This is a genomic window from Pandoraea pneumonica, from assembly GCF_049918595.1.
GTDB lineage: Bacteria > Pseudomonadota > Gammaproteobacteria > Burkholderiales > Burkholderiaceae > Pandoraea > Pandoraea pneumonica_A.
In genome coordinates, this window is sequence record NZ_JBNCRZ010000007.1 from 66,700 (window position 1) to 85,280 (window position 18,581).

General features: G+C 62.6%; 17 protein-coding genes. 9 read left to right on the forward strand and 8 right to left on the reverse strand.

From position 1 onward, the window contains the following. Positions 1–85: 85 nt before the first annotated feature. Positions 86–1,753 (reverse strand): energy-dependent translational throttle protein EttA, encoded by a 1,668-nt coding sequence (gene ettA, locus ACPWR9_RS23305; RefSeq protein ID WP_426301162.1) that lies wholly within the window; start codon positions 1,751–1,753, stop codon positions 86–88. Positions 1,754–1,814: 61 nt separating this feature from the next. Then, positions 1,815–2,105, reverse strand: coding sequence for a 2Fe-2S iron-sulfur cluster-binding protein (locus tag ACPWR9_RS23310; RefSeq protein WP_426301417.1), 291 nt, complete (start codon positions 2,103–2,105; stop codon positions 1,815–1,817). Positions 2,106–2,422: 317 nt separating this feature from the next. Between ACPWR9_RS23310 and ACPWR9_RS23315 the strand changes: the two genes are divergently transcribed. From ACPWR9_RS23315 to ACPWR9_RS23330, 4 genes are all read left to right on the forward strand, one after another. After that, on the forward strand, positions 2,423–2,776 hold the full coding sequence (locus ACPWR9_RS23315; RefSeq protein WP_426301164.1) for a nucleotide pyrophosphohydrolase: 354 nt from the start codon (positions 2,423–2,425) through the stop codon (positions 2,774–2,776). A 140-nt stretch (positions 2,777–2,916) separates the two neighbouring features. Continuing rightward, positions 2,917–4,029 (forward strand): metallophosphoesterase, encoded by a 1,113-nt coding sequence (locus tag ACPWR9_RS23320; RefSeq protein WP_426301419.1) that lies wholly within the window; start codon positions 2,917–2,919, stop codon positions 4,027–4,029. Positions 4,030–4,079: 50 nt separating this feature from the next. Then, entirely contained in the window at positions 4,080–4,376 is a 297-nt protein-coding gene (locus ACPWR9_RS23325; protein ID WP_426301166.1) for an acylphosphatase, read from the forward strand. A gap of 1 nt (position 4,377) precedes the next feature. Next, on the forward strand, positions 4,378–4,839 hold the full coding sequence (locus ACPWR9_RS23330; protein ID WP_426301168.1) for a GNAT family N-acetyltransferase: 462 nt from the start codon (positions 4,378–4,380) through the stop codon (positions 4,837–4,839). 9 nt (positions 4,840–4,848) lie between these two features. Here the strand turns inward: ACPWR9_RS23330 and infA are convergent, their stop codons facing one another. Continuing rightward, a complete protein-coding gene (infA, locus tag ACPWR9_RS23335) occupies positions 4,849–5,070 on the reverse strand; it encodes a translation initiation factor IF-1 (protein ID WP_010808709.1) in 222 nt (73 codons plus the stop codon). A gap of 598 nt (positions 5,071–5,668) precedes the next feature. On the opposite strand from infA, the gene ACPWR9_RS23340 reads away from it, so the two are divergent. Then, positions 5,669–6,142: a CBS domain-containing protein gene (locus ACPWR9_RS23340; protein WP_150682255.1), complete on the forward strand. Its 474-nt coding sequence runs from the start codon at positions 5,669–5,671 to the stop codon at positions 6,140–6,142. 118 nt (positions 6,143–6,260) lie between these two features. On the opposite strand, the gene ACPWR9_RS23345 is transcribed toward ACPWR9_RS23340, so the two are convergent. Then, positions 6,261–7,739, reverse strand: a complete 1,479-nt coding sequence (locus ACPWR9_RS23345) for an MFS transporter (RefSeq protein WP_426301170.1) — start codon at positions 7,737–7,739, stop codon at positions 6,261–6,263. A 453-nt stretch (positions 7,740–8,192) separates the two neighbouring features. On the opposite strand from ACPWR9_RS23345, the gene ACPWR9_RS23350 reads away from it, so the two are divergent. Both ACPWR9_RS23350 and ACPWR9_RS23355 read left to right on the forward strand, forming a co-directional pair. After that, complete coding sequence (locus tag ACPWR9_RS23350) at positions 8,193–8,720, forward strand: glycine zipper 2TM domain-containing protein (protein WP_426301172.1); 528 nt, start codon at positions 8,193–8,195, stop codon at positions 8,718–8,720. Positions 8,721–8,958: 238 nt separating this feature from the next. After that, a complete protein-coding gene (locus ACPWR9_RS23355; RefSeq protein ID WP_426301174.1) occupies positions 8,959–10,374 on the forward strand; it encodes an undecaprenyl-phosphate glucose phosphotransferase in 1,416 nt (471 codons plus the stop codon). Positions 10,375–10,428: 54 nt separating this feature from the next. Here the strand turns inward: ACPWR9_RS23355 and ACPWR9_RS23360 are convergent, their stop codons facing one another. Next, positions 10,429–11,250: a WecB/TagA/CpsF family glycosyltransferase gene (locus ACPWR9_RS23360; RefSeq protein WP_426301176.1), complete on the reverse strand. Its 822-nt coding sequence runs from the start codon at positions 11,248–11,250 to the stop codon at positions 10,429–10,431. A gap of 217 nt (positions 11,251–11,467) precedes the next feature. On the opposite strand from ACPWR9_RS23360, the gene ACPWR9_RS23365 reads away from it, so the two are divergent. Next, entirely contained in the window at positions 11,468–13,192 is a 1,725-nt protein-coding gene (locus ACPWR9_RS23365) for an FAD-dependent oxidoreductase (RefSeq protein WP_426301178.1), read from the forward strand. A gap of 13 nt (positions 13,193–13,205) precedes the next feature. Beyond that, a complete protein-coding gene (locus ACPWR9_RS23370) occupies positions 13,206–14,135 on the forward strand; it encodes an NAD-dependent epimerase/dehydratase family protein (protein WP_426301180.1) in 930 nt (309 codons plus the stop codon). Positions 14,136–14,157: 22 nt separating this feature from the next. Here ACPWR9_RS23370 and ACPWR9_RS23375 read toward each other — a convergent pair whose 3' ends face one another. Genes ACPWR9_RS23375 through ACPWR9_RS23385 form a run of 3 tightly spaced genes read right to left on the reverse strand, consistent with a single transcriptional unit; the run spans position 14,158 to position 18,524 of the window. Next, positions 14,158–15,519 (reverse strand): lipopolysaccharide biosynthesis protein, encoded by a 1,362-nt coding sequence (locus tag ACPWR9_RS23375; RefSeq protein WP_426301182.1) that lies wholly within the window; start codon positions 15,517–15,519, stop codon positions 14,158–14,160. Position 15,520: 1 nt separating this feature from the next. Then, positions 15,521–17,200, reverse strand: a complete 1,680-nt coding sequence (locus tag ACPWR9_RS23380; RefSeq protein WP_426301184.1) for a glycoside hydrolase family 44 protein — start codon at positions 17,198–17,200, stop codon at positions 15,521–15,523. A gap of 31 nt (positions 17,201–17,231) precedes the next feature. Further along, positions 17,232–18,524, reverse strand: coding sequence for a hypothetical protein (locus tag ACPWR9_RS23385; RefSeq protein WP_426301186.1), 1,293 nt, complete (start codon positions 18,522–18,524; stop codon positions 17,232–17,234). Positions 18,525–18,581: the final 57 nt, after the last annotated feature.

Here is an 18,581-nt window from a genome sequence, read left to right on the forward strand (position 1 = left end):
CTGCGCACGGCACGTCGGATACTTGCGTCAATACGTCATCGGTCCGTTCAAACAGAAAAGGCGCCTTGCGGCGCCTTTTCCTGCATTACCGCGCGATCGGCTTGTAGCGGATTCGCTTCGGTTTGGCTGCCTCCTCGCCGAGGCGTGTCTTCTTGTCCGCCTCATACTCCTGATAGTTGCCCGGGAAGAACTCGACGTGCGAGTCGCCTTCGAAAGCCAGAATATGGGTGGCGATACGATCGAGGAACCAGCGATCGTGCGAGATCACCATCACGCAGCCAGCGAACTCGAGCAGCGCATCCTCGAGTGCACGCAGGGTTTCGACGTCCAGATCGTTCGACGGTTCATCGAGCAGCAACACATTGCCGCCGGAAATCAGCGTCTTGGCCATGTGCAAGCGGCCACGCTCACCACCCGAGAGCGAACCCACCTGCTTTTGCTGGTCGGAGCCCTTGAAGTTGAAGCGGCCGATATAGGCACGCGACGGCGTTTCGTACTTGCCCACGGTCAGCACGTCGGCGCCGCCCGAAATTTCTTCGAACACGGTCTTCGTGCCATCGAGCGCATCGCGGCTCTGGTCGACGTAGGCCATCTTGACCGTTGGGCCGACCTTGATTTCGCCGCTGTCCGGCTGCTCACGGCCGGTGAGCATCTTGAAGAACGTGGATTTGCCGGCACCGTTCGGGCCGATGATGCCGACGATGGCGCCCGGCGGCACGGTGAAGCTCAGATCGTCGATCAGCAGACGGTCGCCGAAGGCCTTCGACACGTTCTTGAATTCGACGACTTCGTTACCCAGACGCTCACCCACCGGGATGAAGATTTCCTGGGTTTCGTTGCGCTTTTGGTATTCCTGGCTGTTCAGTTCGTCGAAACGGGCAAGACGCGCCTTCGACTTCGCCTGACGGCCCTTCGGGTTCTGGCGCACCCACTCCAGTTCCTTCTTCAGTGCCTTCTGACGGGCCGACTCGCTCGCCTCTTCCTGCTTCAGGCGTTGCTCTTTCTGGTCGAGCCACGAGCTGTAATTGCCCTTCCAGGGAATGCCGTGACCGCGGTCGAGTTCGAGAATCCACTCGGCGGCGTTGTCGAGGAAGTAGCGATCGTGGGTCACGGCCACCACGGTGCCCGGGAAGCGCGTGAGGAACTGTTCGAGCCAGTCGACGGATTCGGCGTCCAAGTGGTTGGTCGGCTCGTCGAGCAGCAGCATGTCCGGCTTGGAGAGCAGCAGACGGGCAAGCGCGACGCGGCGCTTTTCACCGCCCGAGAGCACGCCGATCTTGGCGTCCCATGCGGGCAGGCGCAGCGCGTCGGCGGCGACTTCGAGCGTCTGCTCGATGTTGTTGCCGTCGCTTGCCGCGAGAATGGCTTCGTACTTGGCTTGCTCGGCGGCGAGCGCGTCGAAGTCGGCGTCCGGTTCGGCGTAAGCGGCGTAAATCTCTTCGAGCTTGGTGCGTGCCTCGAAAATTTCGCCCATGCCGCTCTCGATCGATTCGCGCACCGTTTGCTCGGGATCGAGCTGCGGCTCTTGCGGCAGATAACCGATGTTCAGGTTCGGCATCGGAATGGCCTCACCCTCGATCTCTTTGTCCACGCCGGCCATGATCTTGAGCACGGTCGACTTACCTGAGCCGTTCAGACCCAGCACGCCGATCTTGGCGCCGGGGAAGAACGACAGGGAGATGTCTTTGAGGATGTGACGCTTGGGCGGCACGATCTTGCCCACGCGGTTCATGCTGAATACGTACTGTGCCATTCGGCTTTCCTGATCCTGAAAACGGTTATGCCGCTCTTTGCGAGCAACAGACTCGGCAAGTTTAACAAAGCGCGGCGTCGGGCGCGTCGATGGTGACGTCGGCACGCGCGAACGCACAGCACGGCAACAGCCAACCTTCGGCCTTTTCGTCGCGCGACAACCCCGGCCACTCGATGCGGTAGGCCACCGGGGCGGGCGCAGCCTCTGCGACCGCCTTCACTCGGCACAGACAAGCGCGGCAGGTGCCATTGCGGCACAAGCTCGGCAGTTTGATACCGGCCGCCTGGGCGGCGAGCAACAAGGGCATGTCGTCCGGCGCGTCGAATTGCCAGCCGGACGGGGCGAGGGTGATTCGGTGAACGCGGCGAGGCGACGTGTTGTCGGCGTGCGGCGTCGGATGGGTAGGCGCAGAGGGCAAGCTATCCACGATGTGAGAGTTGGTGAGAATTCGTCGGCGAGGCGTGCGCGGCACGGGCGGCGCCGACGCGCTACCATACCGCGATATCGCGTCCGATGTTGCGTCTGGCCTCATGGCCTTTTTGACGCGCACACGATGACAAGCGCCATCGTCATTCCTGCGGCACCCCATTGACCTTCGTGCTGCCGCCCCAATATCGAAGTCTCGCGGCCTCCCGCGTTCGCCATCCCGTCATTTTCATTCAGCCACCCATGAGCCAAGCGTCGCCGTCCCCGGAAGCCCGTCTGATCGATACTGCGGGGCTGGAAGCTGCCCTGCATGCCTTCGCCGACGCGCGCGATTGGCATCAACATCACACGCCGAAGAACCTTGCGATGGCGTTGTCCGTCGAAGTGGCAGAACTGGTTGAAATTTTTCAGTGGCACACCGAGGCTGAAGCCGGGGCCGTCATGGCGTCGAGCGAGGCCCGCCACGTAGAGCAGGAGCTTGCCGACATCGCCATGTATCTGGTGCGCCTGTCGTCGGTGCTGGGTGTGGATCTGAACCGCGCCGTCACCGAAAAGCTCGTCATGAACGCAAAGAAGTACCCGGCACCGCCGGCGTAGTCTTCCCCTTTTTCGTTACAGACACCGATATGTCGCAAACTTCACAAGCGTCTCGCGCCCCGTCCGAGGCCACCGACGGCCCGGCGCACCGCCACGGCAAGTCGTCGCGCCGCACGCTGCCTGCGCGTCCGCGCTGGCTGATGCTCGCCATCATCGCGTTGCTGCATGCCTATATCGGCTGGCGTCTGCTCACGCCGTTGCCTGTGGCCATGGGCTGGAAAGTGGTGGGCGGGCTGTGGCTCGTGGCTTCGACCATCTTGATTCCGCTCGGCCTGATGAGCCGGGCGCTTCAGCGAGAGCCGCTAGCCACGCTGCTGAATTGGACCGGCATGATGGCGGTCGGCATCTTCTCATCGCTGTTCGTGCTGACGGTATTGCGCGACGTGGTGCTGGGTGTGGCGATGGCGTTCTCGGTGCTCGACGCGCAACTCGTCACCCGCTCGGCCGTGATCGTGCTGATCCTCACTGCCGCCTCGACGGTGCTCGGGTTCTACAACGCACGGCGGCTGGCACGCGTGGTCGACGTGAACATCCCTATCGCCAATCTGCCGCCCGAACTCAAAGGGTTCACCATCGTGCAGTTGAGCGATATTCATGTGAGCTCGACGATTCGCCGCCGCTACATCGACGCCATCGTCGACGCGACGAACGAGTTGAAGCCCGATCTCGTGGCCATCACCGGCGATCTGGTCGATGGCAGCGTGCCGGCATTGCGCGACCATATCGCGCCGCTCGGACGTCTGACGTCGCGTCACGGCACCTACGTGTGCACGGGCAATCACGAGTACTACTCGGGTGCCCCGGCGTGGGTGGAAGAACTCCGCCGACTCGGCCTGACAGTGCTCGAGAATCAGCACGTCGTGCTCGATCACGAAGGTGCGGCGCTCACGGTGGCCGGGGTGACCGATTTTGGTGCACATCATTTCGATCCGGAAAAGCGCAGCGATCCGCAAGCGGCGGCGGCCGGTTCTCCGGACGGCGTGCCGCGCGTGCTGCTGGCCCACCAACCGCGTAGTGCACCGGCAGCCGCCGAAGCCGGTTTCGATTTGCAACTCTCCGGTCACACACATGGCGGACAGTTCTGGCCATGGATGTATTTCGTGCCGCTGCAACAGCCGTTCGTTCACGGGCTACACCGGCTCGATCGTCTGGCGGTGTATGTGAGCCGGGGCACCGGTTACTGGGGTCCGCCCAAGCGCTTCGGCGCGCCGTCGGAAATCACACGCATCCGGCTCGTGCCGGGTAAGGCCTGAATGCCCGTCGCGACTCAAGCCACTCAACTACCGTATTCGTCTTTGCTGCCATGAAGTCATTGCCTCCTGCCTCCACGCTTGAAACCGTTGCCGTGCGCCTGCGCGGCAAGATCCAGGGCGTGGGATACCGCCATGCGGCCGTGCGCGAAGGACATTTGATCGGCGTGCGCGGCTGGGTGCAGGCATTGCCCGAGGGCGACATCGTCGCCATGGTGCAGGGCACGCCCGAACAGGTCGATAAGATGCTGGAATGGATGCGGCGCGGCCCACCCGCCGCGCGGGTGACCGAGTTCGAAAGCGAAGTCGAATACACGGGTCGCCGCTTCGATCGCTTCGAACAACTCTGATATGACCACCCCGACGCCGACGCTTGCCGTACCGCGTACCCGCCTTGCCGCCGACGGCGACGCGCAGCACATCGTCACGCTGTTGGCGCAATTGGGCTACGACACGCCGATCGATATCGTCCGGCGCAACATTGCGTTATCGAACGCCAACGGCGATGACGCGGCTTACGTCGCGATCGACGAGCTTGGCAATATCGTGGGATGTATGGGATTGCACGCGCTCACCATGTTTCATCTAGCGGGGCGGCTGGGGCGCATTACAGCGCTGGTGGTGGAGGAGAAAGCGAGGGGCTCGGGCATCGGGCACGCGCTGATGGCGGCCGCACATGCTTGGTTTATCGAGCGAGGGTGCGAGAAATTCGAAGTGACGAGCAGCGACCATCGGGTCGCCGCGCATCGCTTCTATGCGCGCCATGGCTATGCCCGAGACGGGCAGCGGCTGGCGCGCTGGAGCCAGACTTAAGTCGCTGACTTAATTCTTGTGACGATAGTTGATGCGGCCCTTGCTCAAATCGTAGGGCGACATTTCCAGCGTCACACGGTCACCCGCGAGAATGCGGATGCGGTTCTTCTGCATACGGCCGCTCGCATATGCCATCACTTCCACGCCGTTTTCGAGCGTGACGCGAAAGCGATTGTCCGGCAATACATCCGAGACGTGTCCGCTGAATTCGATCAGTTCTTCCTTGGCCAATATCGTGTCCTCTTGAGGGTGCCGCTCGCGATGAGCGCAGCACCGGTGTTACTGAAGGTTCGTTCGCCAATACCGTCGCCGCGCCCTGTGGGTTGCAGGGCACACATCGAACGCCAAAAGGAGCCTACCCGGTGGACCGGCCATGTTGTCATGACGGCGCACCGAAACGCGGCGGTTGTTCGAAGGAGCAAGGCACATTGCGGCAGTGCCGCAATGACGAGCAGTGCGTGTCGGGAGGGCGGAGACCAGTCGGTCTGCGTCATCGGCACAGCGAGTGATTCGGCTCGCAGGACAAGGCTGTCAGCGGCGCCGATAAAGCATTTCGCGATCGTCAGGCGATGATCGGCGAATTTTCGCCGATCCCGCAAGGATACGCCTATATACGTCGCCCGTGGGAAAAAGTTGCCCGGATTGTGCCATTTTGGGGGCTTTTGTCGCCAATTTGTGGCGCATTGCATCATTCCGGGCATCATCGGACATCGCTTGTCGGGCCCTGCCGCCGGTTTGTCGGCTTTGTGCGCTCCGGGACAACGCGAGCATGACGCGCGACGCGCTCTCAACTATTCTGTAAGTACCCGTAGCCCGCAGGAGGATGACCATGAAAACAGTCGCTCAGATCCTGAAGTCCAAGTCGGCCGACACGGTGTACAAAGTGCGCCCGACCGATTCGGTACTCGATGCGTTGACGTTGATGGCCGAGGCGCGCATCGGCGCGGTACTGGTCAGTGAGGACGACCGGACGATCATCGGCATCTTCACCGAGCGAGACTACGCGCGCAAAGTCGCGCTCATGGGCCGGACATCGGTCAACACACCCGTGCGCGACGTCATGACCTCCGCCGTGCGCTACGTGAGCCCGGACCAGACCAACGAAGAATGCATGTCGCTCATGACCGAACACCGCATTCGTCACCTGCCGGTCATGAAAGACGGCGAACTGGTCGGCCTGCTGTCGATCGGCGACTTGGTCAAAGCGATCATCTCCGAGCAGCAATTCACTATCGATCAACTCGAGAACTACATCATGGGCGGCGGCGCCGCGCTCGCGAGCCGGACACCACGCCCCAGTTAATCGTTAGATCAGCGGAACACGGCGCTTCGAGAGAAGCGCCGTTTTTGTTGCGAACGATAAAACCTACACTGCGGCACATTAGCCGCTACGCCCTTCTGTCGAAAACGCCCGCGTTCAATCAATAATCTTCGGCGTCGACGTCATAATTCGAGGGCTCCCAGCGAAGCGCCAGCAGCGCGAGCAGGCCAACGGCCGGCGCGACGGCGATCACCCAGAACACCTTGGTTGCCAGCGCCGCCGCGAGCACCGGGAACAGGAACAACGACACCGTGGAACTGGCACGCATCAACGTCTGGTTGAAGCCCACGCCCACACCGCGCAGCGACGTCGGGTAGCTCAACGACGCATACGTCATCGTGTGCGAGCCAGGACCGAAGCCCTGCCCCAGCAGGAACAAGGCGAGAAAGCCCAGCGCCCACGCCACCTGTACACCGCCAGCAGGCTTGCCGACCAGTGCCAAACCGATGAGCGCCACCAACTGAAACGCGTAACCCACCACCGTCAATTTCCACGCGCCGAACTTGGGCACGAGACGCACCCCGAGCAAGCCGCCCGTGAACGCAAATAGCAGGTTGAGTGCCAGCGACATCAGAATGGTCGTGAGCATCGACTGCGCAAGAAAGCTCGCAATAATCACCGGCAAACCGAACGCCACCGCGTTATACGCGAACGACGATGCCACTGAAATGATGGTCGCCAGCGTCGTGCGTTTCAGATAAACGCCGCGCAGCAGTGCGCCATAGTTGCTCCACGCCGCCGGGCGCTTGGGTTGCACGCGCTCGGCGTCGGCCGCCACCACGGCATCGATACCGTAAGACCGCTTGAGAATTTTCGCGGCACCTTCCAGGTCGCCCTGATTCGCGGCCCACACCGGCGACTCGCTCATGTACTTGCTGCGCACGGCGATGATCGCCAGCGCAGGAATCGCACCGAAGCCGAGAATAATGCGCCACAGCAATGCGCTATGCGACGACGGCAGCACCGAATAGCAAAGCAGCACCAACAGATACGACGCGCAGATCGCCGCGTACCACGTTGGACACCACATCGCCACACGCGCCGCTTTATTCCCGCGCCCTTTGAGCTTCGAGAATTCGGCGAGAAACGCCATGGCCACCGGCAAATCGATCCCGACGCCCAACCCCATCACGAAACGCGCGCCCGCGAGCACATACTCGTTCGGTGCGAACGCGCACGCGATGGCGGCGATCACGAAGCACAACATGTCGGCCATGAACACGCGATAGCGGCCGATGCGATCGGTGAAGTACCCACCGAGGAACGCGCCGACGATGGCACCGAACGTGATGGCCGAGGCCACCATACCGGTCCCGGCAGGCGTGAGATTGAATTCGCGAGCGACATCTTTCAGGCCAAAAGCCAGCGCGCCCAGATCGTAAGCGTCGAGGAACACGCCGCCAAGCGCGATGGCTACGATCCAGCGCGCGTTCGAGACACGCGCACCGCCCTCGTTGACGAGTTGAGCCACGTCGCCCGCGGAGCGAATGACCGCCGGCCCCGAAGTGCGCGCAGCCGCCGAGGCTGCGGATGCCGCGCGTGCAGGCGCGGCGGAAGACAAGGAAACGTCGACAGACATGATGCGGAACCGGGAAAGCGGGGGTCGAAAGGTCGCGATGTTACCGCTTGGTACCGTCCCATCCAAGTGCTTTCTGGTTATATGTTTAGATGATTCCCGCGCCGGCAAACGTATTCCACAGATTTACCAGCACCATCACGTGCAGGAACACCATTACACGAGTGGATTCCACTTACGCTGTAAGCATTTACAGGGTATGACCCCACGTCTCACGTGACGGGAATATGATCGAGGAATGCTTCGAGAACGGCAGCATTCGCCCGAAGCCCCGCCGCATTTGGGAAATCGACGGTGTCCGGCATTAACAAATGCTTACCGTTTCTTACAGCACGAATATCTGCGGAACCCTACATTCCGCGTCGTGGTCGCAATACATGTGCCACAAAGTGCGCGAAGTCATCGACCTCGATGGTGACGGCGCATTTACCTCACGCTCACGAGGAACGACTGAAAATGAAGATCAAAGCACTTACGGGAATCAGCGCGGCATTGGCCGCTGTCATGCTCGCCGGTTGCGTCGCACCGGGCCCGCAATATGGTGGTGGTTACCAACAGGGGTATCAACAACCGGGTTACCAGCAGCCGGGCTATCAGCAAGGCTACCAACAGGGTTATCAGCAACCGCCGCAAGGGGCGCCGCAGGGTGCGCTGTATGGCCGTGTTGAATCGATCGAGCAAATGAACGGCGCCAACAACAGCCCGAACATTCTCGGTACGGTGCTGGGTGGTGCGGCCGGCGGCTTGCTCGGCAACACGATCGGCGGCGGGCGCGGTCGCACGGCCACCACGATCGGTGGCGCGGTGGTCGGTGCCATTGCAGGCAACCGCATCGAAAACGGCATGGGTCAACCGAACGTGTTGTATCGCATCACCGTGCGCCTGGACGATGGCCGCGTCGCCACGGTGACGCAAGCGCCGCCGCTGCGCGTGCAGCAAGGCCAACGTGCTGCCGTCGCGAACGACACGGTGTATCCGTACTAAGTACCGAGCACGACGTCACAAGCACGACGCACTCAAAAGAAAACGCCCGCCGGTTTTGCCCGGCGGGCGTTTTCTTTTTGGCGCGTGTCAAACGCAAAAAACACCTAGTGATCGAGGGTCGAGCCGCCATACGCAAAAACTATTTGGCCTGATAAGATACGCGCGACCATCGGAGGGCCGCACGCCGTTCCGGAACTTTGTCGAATCCGTCAGTTACCGTTACCCCTTCGAATCCGTCATGTCGACCCAGACGACTTACCACCATCGCCTTTTCATGGCGATGGTCGGCGGCATCAGTGCAGTGCTTAATGCCGGCGCCCTCTTCGCAGTCCTGCTCATCAACGGACAAAACCCCTATTCTCCCTACGGTCTGACACTTGTAAGTGCGCTGGGCGTGGCCGCGTTCATCGTTTTCGCCCGCTTTCACTTACTGGCGAGTGCGCGCAATGCGCGCTGGATGCTCGGGCGCGGCGCCATGCGCTGGTGCCGTCTGCTCGTCACGATGATCGTCTTGTTGTTTTTGACCTACGATCGCTTGGCCGATGTGCGCGAATTGCTCGCCGAATGGGCGCTGCTTGCCCTGCCGTTGCAGATGCTGGGTCTCGCCGCGCTGCGCGGTGCTGCGCACAGCATCAACAACGCGCCCGGCAATCAGCGTCGCGCGGCGTTCTTTGGTTTCGGCCCCGAGGCTCGCAAACTGAATTTGCGCCTGCGCCGCTCGCCGATTCTCGGCATTCAGGTGGCCGGCTACTACAACGACGTGCCCGTCGCTGCCGAAGACGGCGAAGTCTTGCCCCGCTATCTCGGCCCCTATGCCGACGCCGCGGGCCACATTCAGGCGAATGACTACGAAGTCGTCTTCATCGCTATCGGGCAACAAAGCAACAAGGAACTCACCGGCGACGTCGTCAACCGTTTGTACGATTCGACAGCCGCCATTTATCTGCTGCCCGAATTCCGTTTCCCCGGCGACATGCCGCTGACCGGCACGGATCTCGCAGGCGTGCCCCTGCTGGCGCTGCACGACATCACCGTGCAAGGCGTGCTGCGCATGATCAAGCGAGGCATCGACATTGCGGGGGCATCGGTCCTTCTGCTGCTGCTCTGGCCGGTGATGATCGGCATCGCGATTGCGGTGCGCTGCGATTCGCCGGGGCCGATCCTGTTCCGTCAGCGACGCTACGGCGAGCGAGGTCAGCCGATCATCGTGCGCAAATTCCGTTCGATGCGTGTTGTGCAAGCGCAAGATGCTGCCGCGGCCGCAACCGGTGGCTTACGTCAGGCGCATGCAGGCGACAGCCGCATCACGCCCATCGGCAAGGTGCTGCGCCGCACGTCGCTCGATGAGCTTCCGCAACTGTTCGATGTACTGGGGGGAGCGATGAGCCTGGTTGGCCCGCGCCCGCACGCGGAAGAGCACAACGAGGTGTACCGCCGTTTGATTCCGGGCTACATGCTGCGTCACAGCGTGAAGCCCGGCATTACGGGGTGGGCGCAGATTAACGGTCTGCGTGGCGAGACCGATACACCCGACAAGATGCAACGTCGCGTCGAGTTCGACCGCTACTACATCACCAACTGGTCGCTGTGGCTCGACATCAAGATTCTGCTCAAGACAATTCCGGCGATGGTCACCGGGCATAACGCGCTCTGAGCGCGTTATGCAGGCTTCTCGGCCCTTAGTGGCCCTTAGCGGCCCTGATGGATCCTATTGACCGTTGCGCGACATGCTGCGCCATTGGCGCCAGCAGATGCCGATAAAGCGCCGGTCGTCGACGAGATAGCGCCGCCACATGCGGCCCGGGTCCTGCAAGATGCGATAGACCCACTCGAGGCCGGTGCGTTGCATCCACTTCGGTGCACGGTTCTGCATTCCCGCAGCAAACTCGATCGCCGCGCCGACGCACAGCATCAAACCGCCCGGCATGCTCGACGCATTCGCCATCGCCCAGCGCTCCTGCTTCGGCATGCCGAGGCACACGAAGATCAGATCAGGGGCAATTTCACGAACGCGCTGCGCCACGGCGTCACCTTCGGCGCCCGTGGGGTCGAAGGTCATCGACGGCACGATCAGCGTGAAGTCCAATCCAGGGAAACGCTGGTTCAACCCTTCGGTAATCTGCGCTTCCTGCCCCGGACGACCGCCAACGAAGACGGCTTTACCGCCGGAGGCACGTGCGCGATCGCACAGTGCGGGCAGCAAATCGGCACCGGTCACACGCCCTGGCAAGGGCATGCCGAACAAGCGGCTTGCCCAGATGATTGGCATGCCGTCGGCGAACAGATAGTCTGACGTCGCGTACAGACGCTTGAATTCCGGCAGCGCTTCGAGCCGCACGATGTGATCGACGTTCGGTGTCACGACGATGCGAGCGCGCCCGTCGCGCTGCGTGCTCGCCTGCGAGAGCACGTCGACCGCCGTTTCGAAAGGCACGGCCGCGATATCCAATCCGAACAGGGAAATACTCGGTTGGAAGACCTCACGCGTACGCGTGACAGTTGCTGTATTCAGATCCGTGTCACTGGTCATGACGTATCGTTTTCCTATCGTCCGGCAGGGCCGAATTATCGTGCCACGCTCGCGCGGCAGGCACGATAGTAGCAGCGGGCCGAACGTGTCAGTAACACTTTTCACCACACATGAGGGGCATATTGCGGAAAGTCGTCGTCTTGGTGTCGTGGATCGGCTACCATCGCAGCGGCTGTTCGTCATGCCCCTTCCCTAATTGCCGTTAGCACGCCGCTAGTTGCCGCAGACGATGATTCTCGACGCGCACGACATTCCTTCCGGTACCCGCTTGCAAGCCGACGTGTGCATTGCAGGCGCCGGTGCCGCCGGCATCACCCTCGCACTGGCCCTTGAGTCGAGCGGACTCAACGTCATCCTGCTCGAAAGCGGCAGCGATGCGCCGGAACCCGAGACGCAAAAACTCTACGAAGGCACGGTTGCCGACAAGCGCCTGCATCCGCCGACCGATAGCTACCGGGTGCGCCGTTTCGGCGGCTCGACCACGCTGTGGGGCGGACGCTGCATGCCGCTCGATGCGATCGATTTCGAAGCGCGCGAGTACATGCCGCATAGCGGCTGGCCGATCACGCTCGACGACCTGATGCCTTGGTACCCGCTGGCCAATACACTGTGCGAAGCCGGCGAGTTCGCGTATACAGCAGAACAGGCCTTCGTCCCACCATCGTCCCCCTCGCCGCCGATGATCGGAGGCTTCGAGAGCGATGTGTTCACCACGAACACACTGGAAAGATTCAGTTGTCCGACGGATTTCGGCGCTCGCTATCGCGCGCGACTGGCCACGGGACGTGTGCGCGTCGTGCAGCACGCCAATTTGTGCCGGTTGCCGATGGCTGACGACAACGATCGCCTCGTCGGCGCGGCCGAAGTGCGCACGCTCGATGGCAAGACGTTCACCGTCGCAGCACGCGCATACGTGCTCGCGACGGGCGGTCTGGAAGTTCCGCGACTGTTGCTGAACAGCCCCGGCGCCAGCGGCCGCGGACTGGGCAATGCGCACGATCTCGTCGGCCGGTATTACATGTGCCATATCGCCGGGACCATCGGCACGATGGATCTCTCCGGCGCGGCCTCGGTGCATCACGACTATGACGTGTCGGACGAAGGTATTTACTGCCGCCGCCGTCTCGCGCTGCGACCGGAAGCCCAGCATGCATTGCGTGCGGGTAACTTCATCGCGCGGCTGCATCACCCCCGCATTCCCGAAGCAGGACACGGCAACGGCATCCTGTCGGCGCTATATCTCGCGCGTCCGATCGTGCCGTACGAGTACGCCAAGCGTCTCTATGGCGACTCACCGGACAATTCGCTCGCGAACTGGCTCGCTCACTTGCGCAACGTCATCGTCGACGCCCCCAACACCGTGCGCTTCTTGACGCATTGGACACTCAAGCGCACGTTGGCGGCACGCAAATTCCCGTCGGTCATCGTGCGTCCGGCCAACTTGCGCTTTAGTCTCGACTTCCACGCCGAACAGGCACCGAACCCCGATAGCCGCGTGATGCTGGGCGACGAACTCGACGCCTTTGGGCAGCGCCGTATTCACATCGACTGGCGCTACCTCGACGAAGACGTGACGACGGTAAAGCGCGCGTTGGCCGCCCTCGCGACGGAAATCGAACGCACCGGCGTGGGCCGCTTCACGTACGACCCGGCCGAAGTGGAAGCCGAGATGACGCGCTACGGCGCCTACGGCGGCCACCATATCGGCACCGCCCGCATGGGTAACGATCCGCAGACGAGCGTGGTCAACACCGATGGCCGATTGCACGAAGCCGACAACGTCTTCATCGCTAGCGCAGCTGTGTTCCCGACCTCCGGGCAGGCAAACCCCACACTGAGCATCGTGGCGCTGGCCTTACGTCTTGCCGACCACCTCAAAACGGCCGCTAATGTGACCGCCATGCCGCTCCCGGCATCCACCGAATCGTCCACCCTCACCTGAGCCCGCCAGCCCCATGAAAGCCCGCATTCTCGTCACCGGTGCCACCGGCTTTATCGGTCGTCACGTCGTCCAGGCACTCGCTGCTACCGATTGGGCCGAACCGGTCGCCGCTTCGCGCCGCGCCGGTGATGGTCTGCGCGCGGTCGACGCGCTCTCTGCTGAGTCACTGGGCGCAGCGCTCGCGGATGTCGACGGTTTGGTGAACTGCGTTGCCGGTTCGCCGGAAACGATCGTGGCCAACGCCAACGCGCTGCGCGATGCGCTGAGCGCGCTCGGCAAACCGGTGCCCGTCGTCTATTTCAGTTCGATGGCCGTGTACGGCGCCGTGCAAGGCCAGATCGACGAAGGGGCTGCGCTCGCGGGCGAGAGCGCGTATGGGATAGCGAAAGTACAAGCAGAGCAGGCGCTTGCGGGCCTGCCGTCGGTGGTGGTGTTGCGACCGGGCTGTGTCTACGGCGGAGGCAGCCCGCAGTGGTCGGAACGCATCGCACAACTGCTGCGCACCGGCCGTCTCGGCGACCTTGGCGCCGCAGGCGATGCACACAGCAATCTCGTACACGTCGACGACGTCGTGAGCGCAGCACTGAGTGCCCTGCGCACCCCCGGCGCCGGTGGGCGCGCGTACAACCTCGCCATGACCGACGCGCCGCGCTGGAACGAATACTTCATTGCCTATGCGATGGCACTGCGCGCAACGCCGGTCAAACGCATTGGTGCACGCCAGTTGAAGCTGGAAACGAAGCTGCTGGGTCCGGCGCTCAAGATCGCCGAGATTGCGGGCCGCAAGATCGGCTGGAAAAACCTGCCGCCGCCGATTCCGCCGTCACTCGCCCGGCTGTGGCAGCAAGACATTTGTCTCGATGCCCGGCTGGCCGAGCAGACTTTCGGCCTTGCCTGGACACCGTGGCGCGACGCCGTGCAAGCTGAAGCCGCACGATCGTAATGAGACGCAGGGCCCGTTCACCCTAAGCCTGACGGGCCATCAACCCTCGCACCCAACGCCGCAGCGCTGCCAGTGGCGACACCCCAAGCAGTCGATGCGCGGCCCACGTGGCAGCCGCGCCGTTGACCGCAATCGCGAGCGACGCCGCGACCGATGCACCGACACTGCCCCACGACGGCGCCAGCAACGCCAGCCCGGCGAGCAGCACCCCGACCGACACCGCATTGATTCGCATCAGCGCCCGCGTATGCGCCGTCATGCCCAGCAATTCCGGCATGGCTGTGAAACACGCCGCAGCGATCTGCCCCAACGCCAGCACGCGCAGCGCACTCGCGCCGTCGTCGTAACCGTGACCGAACAAACCCAGCAGGTGCTCCGGTATCACAAGCATCGCCACAGTGACCGGTAACGCCAGACACAGCACCAGTCCGATGGCCTGCGCTGCGCTGCGCTCCAACCCCGCCGTATCGTGGCGCGCATACAAGCTCGCGAAACGCGGCGCGGCCATGCCTGTCACGCCGCTGATCAGCAAGTTGACGACCAGCGCCAACCGCCACGCCAGCGCGAAGAGGCCGGTCTCGCGCGACGATGCGACGATACCGAGCACGATGGCCGGAGCCGACGTAATCAGCAGCTTGGTGAGTTCGAGCGAGAACAGCGACAGTCCGGGTTTGAGCAGTCCGGGCACGGGGTGTTGGGTGGCTTCGTGCGTCGTTTGCAGCGGCACTTCACGCAGGAATCGCCTGAGCAGCACGGCCCCGACAATCGCGGTAAGCGTGAAGCTGGCCGCAATCAGCACTAACGCGTTGATGACGCTCAGATGCCCCGTGACGACCAGCGGAATGACTGCCACGCAGAAGATCGCGGGCCAGAGCCACGAATAGATCATTTGACTAAAGCCCACGCGCTGCAAACCAGCGAGTGCACCGGCCACTGCCGCGCCCAGGTTCTGCGGCACGAACGAGAGCGCGCCGAGCATGAGCGGCAGCGCCAAGCCCGGCTTCTTGAGCACATCGTCGGCAAACAGCGCGGCGCCACCGGCGAGCAGCACCGACACCACCAGCGACGCGAGCACCACTTGCCAGAGTGCGCGCCGGATCGTCGGGCGCACCGCACCGAACTGCCCCGACGCCACATCCATCGCGAGCTGGCGCGTCAGCGCCTGATCCATGCCAAGACGGCCGAAGCCGGCAAGCGCCACCATCGTGCTGAAGACGATGTAGAAGTTGCCGGTCTCGACAACGCCGAGCGCCGCCGCAATCAGCAGGTGAAAACCGTAGCGGCTGGGCAGATCGAGCAGACGCACGCCGAGACTGATCACGCTGCCACGAATCATCGACGCGCCGGTTTTCGCCGGTGGAGTACGCGTATCGGTATCGGTCATGTCAGTTCACTGGCTTCGCGGCAGGTTTGGCGCCTGGCTTCGTCGTCGATGGTGTCGCAGGCGGCAACGGCGGCTGCGCCGTGCCGCGCAATACGAACAGCTTGACGCTCTGTGGCGGAAGGTCGACTTGCAGCGCGTTGCCGCTATAGGCCACGTCCGGGCCGCGCGTCAGTTCGTTGTTCACCAACTGCCACACCTCGCTCGAACCGTTGCCCGTGAAGTTAGCCAGCGAGATATTGGCCTTCGCTGCGCTATCGAGTTGCTTGTTGATGACCACCACCGTCATCGCGCCATCGGTATCGCGCAACGCTGCGAACGCCGACACCGTATCTGGATCGGGCACGTTGGCTGCCACGCTGGTCGCACCGAACGCGCCCCCCTTGCCGTCATAGTTTCGGTAGAGCTTGATCGCTTTGTAGACTGGCATGGCCGGATCGAGCGTGCCCCAGCGGGTGGCCATGTCGAGTTTTTCCCGCCCGAAAATGCCCAGAACGTCGGCCTGTGCCGTCGCGCCATTCATGCGCGTGTCGGCGCCCCAGTTGTACTCGGTGATTGCGATCGGCGTGCCGGGATAGTAATAAGTGTCGACCCACTGCCGCATCATCGGAATGAGCGCGACGACGCTGTTGATCCACGTCGGATCCTTGTAATTCGGGTCCCACAGATTGCGCGTCGAACGGTTTCGCATGAGTGCAATCTTCTGCGAGTTGCCGTTGGCCGCTTCCTCGTACTCGCCGCTTTGCGGGTAGAAGTGCAGGCTGAAGATGTCGACAGGACGGCCTGCCTTCTTCCACTGCGTCAGCAACCACGGCACGTAGGCCATGCCGCCCGTTTCGCGGGCACGGTCCGGCGCCTGCGCGTAGCCGTGCTTGATGGAATGCTGCTGATCGAAGCCGCTGTACTGATAGCCGTTCCAGCCCCACTCCTCGGGTGCGAGGACCTGCGCGCCCGGGTCTGCCGCTTTCACCGCGCGCGAGTAGGCGATCACCTTCGCCGCGATCTCGCTGGCGTGCGGACCTGTCGGATGTACGTCGTTGTGAATCAACTGCCAGAGACTGGGCTCGTTATCCATGGCGTAGTAACGCACGCCACCCGAGCGTGCCGGGCCGAACTGCTGCACGAGCGCTGTGACGCGCGCCTGTTGGCTCGCTGGATCGTCTGGCACCGTGGCGTCGTTCGGATCGTTCACGACCTGCGTGCCATCGCGCAGAATGCCGTTGCCCGCGTCCGCCATCCCGTCCACGTCGTAGTTCTGCTGCAAACCGTATTTGGCAATCGAGAAGCTGGCAAGCCGCTCGCGCGCACGCGACAGCGTGGCAACGCGTCCCAGCATCGAGATCGTGATGATCGGTGTGGCGCCGGCGGCTTGCGTAAGCGCGACAAAGCGGTCGCCGAACTGATCGTTGATGTCGGCGGGGTTCACCGGCAGGCTCTCGTAATACCAGTCGCGCCCGGCGTTGCGTGCGTCAAGCCGCCAGTTGTAGGCCGATGCGCTATTGCCGCCCGAACGATTGAGCGGCACGCGCAAGTCCTGCAACATCGCCGTCGTGCCGAAGTTGATGCCGTAGATGTACGGATTGATCGCGTGGCGGTTGGCAGCGGCGTCGACGGTAATGGCAATCGGACCTAATTCGCCCGGCGTCGCCTTCGTGCATGCGGCGACTGACAGAAGCAGCGCCACCCCAGTCAGTCGAATCAAACGGGAACAAGGGCTACGGTGCCGCAGTACGCGCATGGAAACTCCGAGGATCGGCTCGGCGATCGAAGCCGCCGACGCGCCAAACGTAGGCGAAGATCGCCAGAATGACGGCAGTTTCGCCCGGCGCGAGCGTCGGCGGATAGAAGAACGAGGCCAGCAGGACAAACTTCAGATAGTCGAACAGCGCGCCGAGAAAGTCGTCTTCGACTTCGGCGCGCAAGCGTCGATAGAAGAAGAGTCCGCGCAGTTGCAGGCCGAGAATGACAAGTGCGCCGACCAGGCCGAACTCGAACACGATCCCCAGCCACGTGATGTCTGCCAAGAAGAAAAAGTGGTGGAAATAGGTCGTCAGGCTATCGCCGCTTGCCGGGCTGATCGTGCCCACGCCGAACAACCATCGCAGCGGGTCGTTACCGAGGAATCGGGTCGCCAGTTGCGCAGAAATTCTGCGCGTGTCGAAGCCGGTTTCGGCACCCGCACTGAAAATGGTCGCCAGATAGCCCATCGAAAACACCGACGCTAACACGACAGGCACGAGCAGCAGGAACCCGATGCGCGCACGCGGTCGTGCCCACACGAACGTGTTGATGACCAGCACACCCACAATACCGATGGCCAGCGCGCGCGATTTCACGATCAGGAGCGCCACGGCCAAGCCGACGAGCACGCCGATGAAATACCCGAAATGTCGCTCGAAAAAGGCCCGGCGATAGCAGAAGAACAGCAGGATGAACGGGAAATACATCGACATCCGGATGCGGTGCCCTCGGCTGTCGGCGGTGAAGAACGGTGCTTGACCGAAGACGTACGTCTCTTTGTACCAACTGGCCGGCACCACCAACCACATCAAAATCAGCGCGCCGACAACGACTGCCCCCAGAATCACGAAGCTCCGGCCCAGCTCGGAGAGCGTCGGCTTGAGCATGAGCAGCAGCGCGAGAAAGGAAAAGAAATACAAAATCGGCAGCAGTTTCACCTGCGCGGTGAGGCTGACGAAGAAACTCTCGTGGAAATAAATAACCGCCGCAAAGCTCGGAATGACTAACAGCCACGCGAAGCTCAGCAACACCTGCCGCGTCATCGGAAAGCGCGGCTGACTCCCCAGACGCAGCACCAGCGGCAGCGTGAGCACCGGGAATGCTTTGGACAATGCCCACAGCGGATAGAGCGCGGTGATGTAGTGAAACGTCTGCCCGAACATCGGCAGCACCAGAATCAGGCACCACAGCACAAACGGCCGCGAAACGTCTTGCGCGAAGACGGGCGGCAGTTCGCCCACCGGGGTATCGGCGCTGGCGGAGGTCATTTCGAGAGATTGCGACCCGGCTGTCACGAAGCGGTTGAATTCGGTAAGTAGACTTGG